The organism is Burkholderia sp. 22313 (assembly GCF_052045245.1).
GTDB lineage: Bacteria > Pseudomonadota > Gammaproteobacteria > Burkholderiales > Burkholderiaceae > Burkholderia.
Map to the genome: position 1 here is coordinate 23,193 of NZ_JBQEON010000054.1, position 11,966 is coordinate 35,158.

An 11,966-nucleotide genomic window follows, 5' to 3' on the forward strand; every position below is an offset into this window, starting at 1 on the left:
CGTGACTTCATTCACCGATTCGTTGTCGAACCCGGTCGCCGATACGCCGAAGCCCTCCGCGGCCACGCACGCGGCGCAAGGCTTCGCGCTCGGCCTGCCGCCCCGCCCCGCGCTGCTGTCGCGCCGCGCGTGGCTCGCACTCGTCGCGCTGTGCGTCGCGATCGGCATCGGCGTGCCGCTCGCCGCGCTGGTCGCGCCCGAGTCGAGCGCGTTCCATTTGTCCGCGTATGCGATGACGCTCGCCGGCAAGCTGATGTGCTACGCGATCGCCGCGCTCGCGCTCGATCTCGTGTGGGGCTACTGCGGCATCCTCAGCCTCGGCCACGGGCTGTTCTTTGCGCTCGGCGGCTATGCGATCGGCATGTACCTGATGCGCGAGATCGGCCGCGACGGCAAGTACGGCAGCGACCTGCCCGACTTCATGGTGTTCCTCGACTGGCATCAGTTGCCGTGGTACTGGAGCGGCACGCAGCATCTCGCGTGGGCGCTCGCGCTCGTCGTGCTCGTGCCGGCCGTGCTCGCCTGGGTGTTCGGCTTCTTCACGTTCCGCTCGCGCGTGAAAGGCGTGTACCTGTCGATCATCACGCAGGCGCTGACGTTCGCCGCGATGCTGCTGTTCTTTCGCAACGAGACGGGCTTCGGCGGCAACAACGGCTTCACCGACTTCAAGCGCATCGCCGGGTTTCCGATCACGTCGCCGGCCACGCGCACGGTGCTGTTGCTGCTGACCTTCGCAACGCTCGTGCTCGCGTTCATCGCCGCGCGCGCGATCGTCACCAGCAAGCTCGGACGCGTGGTCACCGCGGTGCGCGACGGCGAGACGCGGCTGATGTTCCTCGGCTACAGCCCGCTCGCGTACAAGCTGTTCGTGTGGACGCTGTCGGCCGTGCTGTGCGGAATCGCAGGCGCGCTGTACGTGCCGCAGGTCGGCATCATCAATCCCGGCGAGATGTCGCCCGGCAATTCGATCGAAATGGCGATCTGGGTCGCGGTCGGCGGGCGCGGCACGCTGATCGGGCCGATCGTCGGCGCGTTCGCGGTGAATGGCGCGAAGAGCTTCTTCACCGCGTACTTCGCCGAATACTGGCTGTTCTTTCTCGGCCTGATCTTCGTGCTGGTGCCGCTCCTGCTGCCGCGCGGCATCATGGGCCTCGTCGAAATGCTGCTCGCGAAGGGGAAGCGCGCATGAACGGCACGGCCCTCTACCAGTTCACGCCACCGCCGGAAGACGAGCTGCTGGCCGTCAGCGGCACCGCATCGATGGGCCGCGTGGTGCCGCCCGGCATCGACACGTCGCACGGCACGATCCTCTATCTCGAGGACATCGAGGTGAGCTTCGACGGCTTTCGCGCGCTGAACAAGCTATCGCTCGCGATCGACGCGGGCGAGCTGCGCTGCGTGATCGGCCCGAACGGCGCCGGCAAGACGACGATGATGGACGTCGTCACCGGCAAAACGCGCCCGGATGCAGGCAAGGTGTTTCTCGGCCAGACCATCGACCTCGCGCGGATGAACGAACCCGAAATCGCGCGTGCGGGGATCGGCCGCAAGTTCCAGAAGCCGACCGTGTTCGAACAGCATCCGGTGTGGGAAAACCTCGAACTGGCGATGCAGGCCGACAAGGGCTGGCTCGCGTCGCTGCGCGCGCGGCTCGACCGCACCGCGCAGGCGAAGATCGAGGAGACGCTCGCGCTGATCGGCCTCGAAAGCGATGCGTACCGCGCGGCCGGCGAACTGTCGCATGGGCAGAAGCAGCGGCTCGAGATCGGCATGCTGCTGATGCAGCGCCCCGCTCTCCTGCTGCTCGACGAGCCGGCGGCCGGGATGACCGACCACGAGACGATGGAACTCGCCGCGCTGCTCAACACGTTGCGCGGCACCTGCTCGATGATGGTCGTCGAGCACGACATGGCGTTCGTCGCGGCGCTCGCGGGCGACACGGGCCGCGTGACGGTGATGGCCGAAGGCGCGGTGCTCGCGCACGGCACGCTCGACCAGGTCAAACGCGACGACGCGGTGATCGAGTCTTACCTCGGACGATGATGCGATGCTGAAGATCGATGCACTGAACCAGTACTACGGCGGCAGCCATATCCTGCGCAACGTGACGCTCGCCGCCGACGACGGCAAGCTCACCGTGCTGCTCGGCCGCAATGGCGTCGGCAAGAGCACGCTGCTGCGCTGCCTGATGGGTGTCGTCGACGCGAAGAGCGGCAGCATGTCGTGGCGTGGCACGGCGCTCGGCGCGCTGCCGCCGTATGCACGCGTCGCGGCCGGGCTCGCGTACGTGCCGCAGGGCCGCGACATCTTTCCGCGCCTCACCGTCGAGGAGAACCTGCTCGTCGGCGCGGCAAGCCGCAAGGCGCCATCGAAGGTGCCCGACCGCATCTACGACCTGTTCCCGGTGCTGAAGGACATGCGCGCGCGGCGCGGCGGCGACCTGTCGGGCGGCCAGCAGCAGCAGCTCGCGATCGGCCGCGCGCTGATGAGCGCGCCGCAGCTGCTGATCCTCGACGAGCCGACCGAAGGCATCCAGCCGTCGATCATCCAGGACATCGGCCGCACGCTGCGCCAGCTCGTCGACGAGTCGAAGATGACCGTGCTGCTCGTCGAACAGTATTACGACTTCGCGCGCACGATCGCGGATCGCTACTGGGTGATGAGCCGCGGCGAGATCGTCGCGGGTGGCGATGCGCAGGACATGGAGACGAACGGCGTGCGGGAGCTGATCGCGGTGTAGCGACGAAGGCGGCGCGGGACGGGTGCCGGTCAAGCGTTCGTCGGCGCGGCGAGCTTCGGTACGTCAGCGCCCCGGTGCCGCCGCCAATCGTCCACGTCGCGTTCAGCCACGCGAAAGCTGAATCGTATAGTGTTGCGGTTGCCTTCCCGTCCACCGCGCCGCTCCCGCTCCTCACGTTCCCCGCCGATGTCCGCCCTCGACTCCCACGCTCCGCTGTCCCGCCCTGCCGTCGCCAAGTCGTGGCATGGCCGCCTCGAACTCGGCTTCGAACGGCACGGCGCGCGCACGACGCTCATGCACCGGCTGCACGACGGCCCGCTGCGCGTGCAGCGGCCGCTGTACCCGGAAGGCGACGCGATCTGCCACGCGGTGATCGTCCACCCGCCGGGCGGCGTCGCGGGCGGCGACCGGCTCGACATCGACATCGCGCTCGGCAACGGCACGCACGCGGTGCTGACGACACCCGGCGCGACCAAGTGGTACAAGTCGAACGGCCTCGACGCGACGCAGCGCATCGGCATCACGGTCGGCGCGCACGCGAAGCTCGACTGGCTGCCGCAGAACAACCTGTTCTTCGACGCGGCCCACGCCGCGCTCGACTTCACGGTCACGCTCGGCGCCGGCGCGAGCGCGATCGGCTGGGACGCGACGCAGCTCGGCCGGCAGGCCGCCGGCGAAACGTGGTCGGCGGGCCGCGTCGTATCGGGTTCGGCACTCGTCGACGCCGACGGCCTGCCGCTGTGGACCGAACGCGCGCTGCTCGACGCGCACGATCCGCTGCGCGGCGCGCTGCAGGGCCTCGCCGGCTTTCCCGTGTACGGCACGCTGTGGGCGGCCGGCGCCGCCTGCGACGCGGCACTCGCCGAAGCGCTCGCCGCGCGCATGCCGTTCGACGACACGCTGCGCGCGGGCGCGACCTGCGTGACGCCGGGCGTCGTGCTGGTGCGCGCGCTGTCGACGTCGATGGAAGCGCTGCAGCGTCACTTCACCGACTGCTGGCTGCACCTGCGGCCGATCGTGCACGGTGTCGATGCACGACCGCTGCGCCTCTGGCAAACCTGAGCACGCCGGGCTCGCCGCGCACCGTTTCGGCGCAGCATCGCCGCGCGCGCTGCCCCCGATCCATGCATCGCGCACCACGAACGCGCGGCGCGCGGCACTCCATCGACATGGCACAAGCCTTGCTCCTTACATAACGGATACACGACGCACGGAAAATGGCGCGGTGCTACGATGGTCCGCACCCTGCACGAAACCTCGCGCACCGATAAAAATTACGTTTTCCTGAACGACTGCCTTCATGAAACTGACTCCCCGAGAAAAGGACAAGCTGCTGATCTTCACGGCGGCGCTGCTGGCCGAGCGTCGCCGCGCGCGCGGGCTGAAGCTCAACTATCCGGAAGCGGTCGCGTTCATCACCGCCGCGCTGATGGAAGCCGCGCGCGACGGCAAGACCGTCGCCGAGGTGATGCACTACGGCACGACGCTGCTCACGCGCGACGACGTGATGGACGGCGTGCCGGAAATGATCCCCGACATCCAGGTCGAGGCCACCTTCCCCGACGGCACCAAGCTCGTCACCGTCCACCATCCGATTCCGTGACCGAGGCCACCCGCATGATCCCCGGCGAAATCCTCACCGACGACGGCGAGCACGAACTGAACGCAGGCCGCCCGACGCGCTCGCTCGTCGTCGCGAACACCGGCGACCGCCCGGTGCAGGTCGGCTCGCATTACCACTTCTTCGAAGTGAACGACGCGCTGTCGTTCGACCGCGCGGCCGCGCGCGGCTTTCGGCTGAACATCGCGGCCGGCACGGCCGTGCGGTTCGAGCCGGGCCAGACGCGCACGGTCGAGCTCGTCGAGCTGGCCGGCGAACGCGCCGTCTACGGTTTTCAAGGCAAGGTGATGGGGCCGCTGTAAGCCGCGCCCCGCTCTTCAGGAACGAGACATGACACTACGCTTGAGCCGCCGCGCGTACGCGGAAATGTTCGGGCCGACGACGGGCGACCGCGTGCGGCTCGCCGATACCGAACTGCTGATCGAGATCGAACGCGACTACACGATCTACGGCGAGGAAGTGAAGTTCGGCGGCGGGAAGGTGATTCGCGACGGCATGGGCCAGTCGCAGCGCGTGGCCGCCGACGTGCCCGACACGATCATCACGAACGCGGTGATCCTCGATCACTGGGGCATCGTGAAGGCCGACATCGCGATCAAGCACGGCCGCATCGCCGCGATCGGCAAGGCCGGCAATCCCGACATCCAGCCCGGCGTGACGATCGCGATCGGCGCCGCGACCGAAGTGATCGCCGGCGAAGGGCTGATCGTCACCGCGGGCGGCATCGACACGCACATCCACTTCATCAGCCCGCAGCAGATCGACGAGGCGCTCGCGTCGGGCGTGACGACGATGCTCGGCGGCGGCACGGGGCCGGCCACCGGCACCAACGCGACGACCTGCACGCCGGGGCCGTGGCACATGGAGCGGATGCTGCAGGCGGCCGACGGCTGGCCGATCAACCTCGGCTTCCTCGGCAAGGGCAACGCGAGCCTGCCGCAGCCGCTCGTCGAGCAGGTCGCGGCCGGCGCGATCGGGTTGAAGCTGCACGAAGACTGGGGCACGACGCCCGCCGCGATCGACAACTGCCTGTCGGTCGCCGACGACACCGACACGCAGGTCGCGATCCACACCGACACGCTGAACGAAGCCGGCTTCGTCGAATCGACGGTCGCCGCGTTCAAGGGCCGCACGATCCACACGTATCACACCGAAGGCGCGGGCGGCGGCCATGCGCCCGACATCCTGAAGGTGTGCGGCGAAGCGAACGTGCTGCCGTCGTCGACCAACCCGACGCGCCCGTACACGATCAACACGCTCGACGAGCATCTCGACATGCTGATGGTGTGCCATCACCTCGATCCGTCGATCGCCGAGGATCTCGCGTTCGCGGAATCGCGGATCCGCCGCGAGACGATCGCGGCCGAAGACATCCTGCACGACCTCGGCGCGCTGTCGATGCTGTCGTCCGACTCGCAGGCGATGGGCCGCGTCGGCGAAGTGATCATCCGCACCTGGCAGACCGCGCACAAGATGAAGGTGCAGCGCGGCGCGCTGCCGGAAGACGGCGCGCGCAACGACAACTTCCGCGCGAAGCGCTACGTCGCGAAATACACGATCAACCCGGCGATCACGCACGGCATTGCACACGAAGTCGGTTCGATCGAACCGGGCAAGTGGGCCGACCTCGTGCTGTGGGAACCGGCGTTCTTCGGGATCAAGCCGTCGATGATCCTGAAAGGCGGGATGATCGCGGTCGCGCAGATGGGCGACCCGAACGGCTCGATCCCGACGCCGCAGCCGGTGCACTACCGCGAGATGTTCGCCACGCGCGGCGGCGCGCTCGCGCGCACGTCGCTGACCTTCGTGTCGCAGATGGCCGCCGACGCGGGCATCGCCGAACGCTACGGGCTCGCCAAGCGCGTCGTGCCGGTGCGCAACTGCCGCAACGTGACGAAGGCCGACATGATCCACAACGCGTGGCGCCCGTCGATCAGCGTCGATCCCGAAACCTACGACGTGATCGCCGACGGCCAGTTGCTCACCTGCGAGCCGGCGGCGGTGCTGCCGATGGCGCAGCGCTATTTCCTGTTCTGATTTCCGGTTTTCGTTCCATGCGCACCCTCGACAAACGCATTGCCCCGAACGTGAGACTCGCCGCGTCGCTCGTCGCGCGCGCGCCGACGCTCACGCTCGCCTACGACGCCCGCTGCAAGAGCCGCCTCGCGGCGACGCTCGACACCGGCGAGGACGTCGCGGTCCTGCTGCCGCGCGGCACCGTGCTGCGCGACGGCGACGTGCTCGTCGCCGACGACGGCGCGCTCGTGCGCATCGCCGCGGCGCCCGAGACCGTGCTGCGCGTGCGTGCCGCCGATCCGCTCACGCTGATGCGCGCCGCATATCACCTCGGCAACCGTCACACGCCGGTCGAGATCGGTGACGGCTACCTGAAGCTCGAAGCCGATCCGGTGCTCGCCGACATGCTGCGCCGGCTCGGCACGCAGGTCGAGGAGACGAGCGCACCGTTCCAGCCGGAAGCCGGCGCGTACGGCGGCGGCCACAAGCACGGGCACGATGCGACCTTCGCCGAGGATTACGCGCTCGCGCAGCAGGTGTTCGGCGAGCACCACGGGCATTCGCATTCGCACGATCACGATCACGATCACGATCACGATCACGATCACGATCATCAGCATGGTCCGGGCTGCTCGCACGGCCACCACGGCCATGACCACCACTGAACTCGTCGCGCTGCTGCATCTCGCGTCGCCTGCACTGCCGATCGGTGCGTACAGCTATTCGCAAGGCCTCGAAGCCGCGCTCGACGCGAACCTGATCCGCGACGCCGACACCGCGCGCGACTGGATCGCGAGCGGGCTCACCGACGTGCTCGCGCACGGCGAACTGCCGTTCCTCGCGCACCAGCTCGCCCGCTGGCAGGCGCACGACGCCGATGCGCTCGCGCGCGAGAACGCGTGGTTCGTCGCTAGTCGCGAATCGTCGGAACTGCGCCGCGAGACCGAGCAGATGGGCTGGTCGCTCGCGCAGCTCTGCGCGTCGCTCGAATGGGGCGATACCGCGCGCCGCGCGACGCTCGCGTCGCTGGCGCCGATCGCGCTGCCGACGGCGTTCGCCTACGCGGCGGCCGCGCACGACGCGGGCGCCGACGCCGTGCTCGCCGCATACGCATTCGGCTGGGTCGAGAACCAGACCGCCGCCGCGCTGAAAGCCGTGCCGCTCGGCCAGCTTGCCGGCCAGCGCATCATCGTCGCGCTGCGCGGCGCGATCGACGCGGCCGTGCGGCGCGCGCTTTCCACGCCGCCCGACGCCATCAACACGTTCGCGCCGCAGCTCGGCATCCTGTCCGCGCGGCACGAAACCCAGTATTCGCGGTTGTTCCGCTCCTGAATCCGATATCCGCCATGAACGCACCCGCTCCCTCTTCCGCCCGCCGCACCAAGAAACTGCCGCCGCTGCGCGTCGGCATCGGCGGCCCCGTTGGCTCCGGCAAGACCACGCTGCTCGAAATGCTGTGCAAGGCGATGCGCGAGCGCTACGACCTCGTCGCGATCACGAACGACATCTATACGAAGGAAGACCAGCGCCTGCTGACGGTCGCGGGCGCGCTGCCCGAGGAACGCATCATGGGCGTCGAGACGGGCGGCTGCCCGCACACGGCGATCCGCGAGGACGCATCGATCAACCTCGAGGCCGTCGACCGGATGCTGTCGCGCTTTCCGGATGCCGACATCGTGTTCATCGAATCGGGCGGCGACAATCTCGCGGCGACGTTCAGCCCCGAGCTGTCGGACCTGACGATCTACGTGATCGACGTCGCCGGCGGCGAGAAGATTCCGCGCAAGGGCGGCCCCGGCATCACGAAGTCCGACCTGCTAGTGATCAACAAGACGGATCTCGCACCGCTCGTCGGCGCGAACCTCGACGTGATGGCCGCCGACACGAAGAAGATGCGCGGCGAGCGGCCTTACGTGATGACGAACCTGAAGGCGCTCGAAGGCGTCGCGGAGGTCGTCGCGTTCATCGAGAAGAAGGGGTTGTTGACGGTTTGAATAAGTATCCAGGCAGAACGACATAGCGTTTGCGCACGCAAGAGCGAGGCCGCTGCCGAAAAGCCTCCGGCGACTTTGCGACGGCAATTGACTTGGCTGGCATCGAATCCTTACATTACGCCTTCTTCGTAAGTGAGGATTTTCGATATGCCGATTCCAGCACATATGTGGCTGAAGGATGATGGCGGCGCAGACATCAAAGGCTCGTCAACCGTCCAGGACCGCGAAGGAAGCATTGAAATCATCAGTTTCGGCCACGGTGTAAATCTGCCGGTTGATGGTGCGAACGGCAAGATCACCGGCAAGCGTACGCATTCACCGATTGCGTTCGAAAAGGAATTCGACGCGGCGACACCCTATCTCTACAAGGCCGTGGCGAAGGGGCAAACCCTGCAATCGGCCGAGATCAAGTGGTATCGGATCAATGATGCCGGGAGAGAGGAAGTCTATTTCGTGATGCTGCTCGAAGGCGTAAAAGTCTGCGGCATCAATCCCGGCATGGCGAATACCAGACTGTCGCAAGCGTCCGCGCTCAATCACGTGGAAGCCGTCTCCATGATGTATGACCGCATCACGTGGCATTACCTCGACGGCAATATCAAATTCACCGATTCATGGAATGACATCGGATAAGCGGGAGCGGTCAATGGCTTATACCGGGAGATTTTTGGTGAATAACGAATTTTTGTCGCCCCTTACCGTCGATGGTTTGGGTACGTTCGATGCGTTCTCTGGCAACGGCATCTATCGGAATCGAGGGGGCTGTACGGCGGTGCCCGATAACGGTCCGATTCCAGCCGGCAAATACTGGATCGTTGACCGTCCTACAGGCGGTGTTGGGTCTCGCGCTTGGGCTTCGATAAAGGACACAGTTAATTCAGCGATTGGGAGTCCGGTAGACCATAGCGAATGGTTCGCGTTGTATCGAGATGACGGAATGATTGACGATGAAACGCGAATTAATGGTGCCAAGCGCGGACAGTTTCGATTGCATCCGGCAGGTGGTCAGGGCATTTCAATTGGCTGCATTACACTTCCAAGTCGTGTCGATTTCCTGAGAATCCGCACGGCGCTTCTGCATACCAAGAAAATCCCTGCCGGCAATTCAGGGCTTAACGCATACGGAACAATCGAGGTCGTCACATATGGCAACACTTGTCCGTAGGCTGTTCAAGGTGGCGCTGTTCGTCGGGCTGTTCTGCATCTCCGTACCGCACGTCCATACATATCCTGTACCAATGCCAGAAAGTCAAGCACTCGCTTGGCTACACGTTGCAAATCGGCTTGGCATTCGGGACCCCGATGATCTATACATTCCGCTCGTCCTGCTGGCTAATCTGCTCGTGGCAACGTTTGCGTATGTGGCGATCATGAGGCTGTGGGGGTACTATCACGGCAAAAAAGGCCATGTTGAGAAATAGCGCCAGAAAATGATCTCCCTTACTCGTAGGATCTTGAAGATCGCGCTGTTTATCGGCCTACTCTCTCTATCGCTTCGTTATGCCCGGCCATACCCCTATGAATGGACAGAAAGCCAGATGCGCGCATGGCTGTACACATCACAGGCGATCGGTATCCGCGACCCCGAAGATTTGTATTTCGTGGCGTGGGTAACTATTGAACTGATCGTGGCAGTGCTCGCCTACATAGCGATCATGTGGATGTGGCGACACTATCGCGGGAAAAACATGTCGATAAATAGTGACTGAGAATGACTTAATCCGCAGGCCTTTCAAAATCGCGACTGAAATTCGAGGCTTAATGCATTTTTAACAATTGAGGCCACCCTGCATGGCAACGCTTGCCCGTAGACTTTTCAAGATGGCGCTGTTTATCGGCTTGTTTCTTCTATCTGTGCGCTGCATTGGTCGGAATGGGGCGATGCCGGAAAGCGAGGCACTTAGATGGTTGAGCATCGCGCAAAACCTGGGTCTGCACGAGGCGGATGATGTCTATATCCCGGTGATGCTGACTTTTGATCTGCTTGTGGCAACGCTTGCGTATATGATGATCACAAAGCTATGGAAGCACTATCGTGGGGAAAAAGCCATGTTGAGAAATAGCGCCCGAGAATGATCTATCTTGTCCGTAGGCTATTCAAGGTCGCGCTGTTTGTCGGATTGTTTCTTCTCTCATTTCGTTATGTCCGACCATACCATGAATGGACGCCAGCCGAATCGCGTGCATGGTGGCGTGCTTCGGATTGGCTCGGTGTCCGCGATCCCGAGGATTTGTATATCGGGGTGTGGGTAACTATCGAACTGATCGTGTCAGTGCTCGCCTACATAGCGATCATATGGATGTGGCGACACTATCGCGGGAAAAAGCATGCCGAGAAATAGGTGACCGAGAATGACTTCTCTTACCTGCGGATTCAACCCGTCGATGCAACACACTTGAAGCTGCATAGCAGCAAGGAGTGTTGCCATGAAACAGAGACGGCGGATCTACTATACAGATACCCAAAAGGCGTTAATGTGGGAGCGTTGGCGCACGGGCGAGTCGCTGCAGCAGATCGCCCAGTTGTTTGATCGGAACCATTCCTCGGTACAACGGATTCTGGCGGAAGCGGGCGGCATACAGCCAAAGCAACGGCACCGTTCGAGATTGGCACTGACCCTTGCCGAGCGGGAGGAGATCTCGCGCGCGGTGATTGCTGGCGATTCGATTCGCGCGATTGCGAATCGAATCGGACGTGCTCCGTCGACCATTAGCCGCGAGCTCAAGCGGAACGGAGGTATGCCGGGCTATCGGGCGAACAATGCTGACGAACTTGCTTGGGAACGAGCCCGTCGCCCACAAATCTGTAAGCTCGTCAGGAACCGAGAACTTGCCCAGGTCGTGGCAAGCAAGCTCCGGCTGCAGTGGTCGCCCGAGCAGATCGCCGGTTGGCTAAAGCACGTGTACGCGGTCAACAGGGACTATCAGGTGTCGCACGAGACCATATACCGCAGCCTCTACATACAAGCTCGTGGTGCGCTCAAAAAGGAATTGCTCGAGCATTTACGGCGCTCGCGAGCTATGCGTCGTTCGCGTCATCACACGATGAAGACCGACGACCACGGCAGAATCTGCGACACCGTCCCGATTAGTGAACGCCCCGCGACCGTTGATGATCGTGCGATACCGGGCCACTGGGAAGGCGATTTGCTGTTCGGCAGCGCGAACAGCCAGATTGCCACGCTCGTCGAGCGTCAGAGCCGCTTCGTGATGCTGGTGAAGGTTGCCAGTAAGGATACGGAAACGGTCATCAACGCATTGATCCGACACGCCGGCAAGCTTCCTCATGAACTATACAAATCACTGACCTGGGATCGAGGCAAAGAGATGGCCGATCACACGCGTTTCACCGTGGCCACCGACATCAAGGTCTATTTTTGTGATCCGCAGAGCCCTTGGCAACGGGGCTCGAACGAGAACACAAATGGGCTCCTCAGACAGTATTTCCCGAAGGGAATCGACCTCTCGGCCTATTCACAGGCCACGCTCAACGCTGTTGCCAGGCGGCTCAATGAGCGTCCTCGAAAGACGCTAGACTTCGATACACCGGCTGAGCGCTTTCATCAATTCGTTGCATCGACGGGTTGAATCCGCA

The 11,966-nt window shown here is 64.1% G+C and carries 16 protein-coding genes; all 16 read left to right on the forward strand.

The annotated features are described in order from the left end of the window. Window position 1: 1 nt before the first annotated feature. The 16 genes from urtC (at window position 2) to ACTJKF_RS29835 (ending at window position 11,959) form a co-directional block, all read left to right on the forward strand. On the forward strand, window positions 2-1,189 hold the full coding sequence (gene urtC, locus ACTJKF_RS29760) for an urea ABC transporter permease subunit UrtC (RefSeq protein WP_440628549.1): 1,188 nt from the start codon (window positions 2-4) through the stop codon (window positions 1,187-1,189). Further along, a complete protein-coding gene (gene urtD, locus ACTJKF_RS29765; protein ID WP_440628551.1) occupies window positions 1,186-2,043 on the forward strand; it encodes an urea ABC transporter ATP-binding protein UrtD in 858 nt (285 codons plus the stop codon). Before urtC ends, urtD begins: the two co-directional genes overlap by 4 nt. A gap of 4 nt (window positions 2,044-2,047) precedes the next feature. Continuing rightward, a complete protein-coding gene (gene urtE / locus ACTJKF_RS29770; RefSeq protein WP_440628553.1) occupies window positions 2,048-2,740 on the forward strand; it encodes an urea ABC transporter ATP-binding subunit UrtE in 693 nt (230 codons plus the stop codon). Window positions 2,741-2,926: 186 nt separating this feature from the next. Further along, entirely contained in the window at window positions 2,927-3,802 is an 876-nt protein-coding gene (locus ACTJKF_RS29775; RefSeq protein ID WP_440628555.1) for an urease accessory protein UreD, read from the forward strand. Between the two features lie 238 nt (window positions 3,803-4,040). Continuing rightward, entirely contained in the window at window positions 4,041-4,343 is a 303-nt protein-coding gene (ureA, locus tag ACTJKF_RS29780) for an urease subunit gamma (protein ID WP_006406310.1), read from the forward strand. 14 nt (window positions 4,344-4,357) lie between these two features. After that, window positions 4,358-4,663 carry an urease subunit beta gene (locus ACTJKF_RS29785; protein ID WP_321808007.1) on the forward strand — a complete coding sequence of 102 codons (306 nt, stop codon included), beginning with the start codon at window positions 4,358-4,360 and terminating at the stop codon, window positions 4,661-4,663. A gap of 28 nt (window positions 4,664-4,691) precedes the next feature. Beyond that, window positions 4,692-6,398 carry an urease subunit alpha gene (gene ureC / locus ACTJKF_RS29790; protein WP_440628557.1) on the forward strand — a complete coding sequence of 569 codons (1,707 nt, stop codon included), beginning with the start codon at window positions 4,692-4,694 and terminating at the stop codon, window positions 6,396-6,398. Window positions 6,399-6,415: 17 nt separating this feature from the next. Further along, complete coding sequence (ureE, locus tag ACTJKF_RS29795; RefSeq protein WP_440628559.1) at window positions 6,416-7,042, forward strand: urease accessory protein UreE; 627 nt, start codon at window positions 6,416-6,418, stop codon at window positions 7,040-7,042. After that, a complete protein-coding gene (locus ACTJKF_RS29800; RefSeq protein WP_440628561.1) occupies window positions 7,029-7,709 on the forward strand; it encodes an urease accessory protein UreF in 681 nt (226 codons plus the stop codon). Before ureE ends, ACTJKF_RS29800 begins: the two co-directional genes overlap by 14 nt. Before the next feature lie 14 nt (window positions 7,710-7,723). Continuing rightward, window positions 7,724-8,371, forward strand: a complete 648-nt coding sequence (gene ureG, locus ACTJKF_RS29805) for an urease accessory protein UreG (protein ID WP_440628563.1) — start codon at window positions 7,724-7,726, stop codon at window positions 8,369-8,371. A gap of 147 nt (window positions 8,372-8,518) precedes the next feature. Then, window positions 8,519-9,004 (forward strand): Hcp family type VI secretion system effector, encoded by a 486-nt coding sequence (locus ACTJKF_RS29810; RefSeq protein WP_440628564.1) that lies wholly within the window; start codon window positions 8,519-8,521, stop codon window positions 9,002-9,004. A 13-nt stretch (window positions 9,005-9,017) separates the two neighbouring features. Further along, window positions 9,018-9,536, forward strand: a complete 519-nt coding sequence (locus tag ACTJKF_RS29815; RefSeq protein WP_440628566.1) for a DUF2778 domain-containing protein — start codon at window positions 9,018-9,020, stop codon at window positions 9,534-9,536. A 289-nt stretch (window positions 9,537-9,825) separates the two neighbouring features. Next, window positions 9,826-10,080, forward strand: coding sequence for a hypothetical protein (locus ACTJKF_RS29820; protein ID WP_440628567.1), 255 nt, complete (start codon window positions 9,826-9,828; stop codon window positions 10,078-10,080). A gap of 82 nt (window positions 10,081-10,162) precedes the next feature. Beyond that, the gene (locus tag ACTJKF_RS29825; RefSeq protein WP_440628568.1) at window positions 10,163-10,447 is read left to right on the forward strand and encodes a hypothetical protein; all 285 of its coding nucleotides are present in this window, start codon (window positions 10,163-10,165) and stop codon (window positions 10,445-10,447) included. Then, window positions 10,444-10,713 (forward strand): hypothetical protein, encoded by a 270-nt coding sequence (locus tag ACTJKF_RS29830; RefSeq protein ID WP_440628570.1) that lies wholly within the window; start codon window positions 10,444-10,446, stop codon window positions 10,711-10,713. Before ACTJKF_RS29825 ends, ACTJKF_RS29830 begins: the two co-directional genes overlap by 4 nt. Before the next feature lie 85 nt (window positions 10,714-10,798). After that, window positions 10,799-11,959, forward strand: coding sequence for an IS30 family transposase (locus ACTJKF_RS29835; RefSeq protein ID WP_440625376.1), 1,161 nt, complete (start codon window positions 10,799-10,801; stop codon window positions 11,957-11,959). Window positions 11,960-11,966 lie beyond the last annotated feature (7 nt).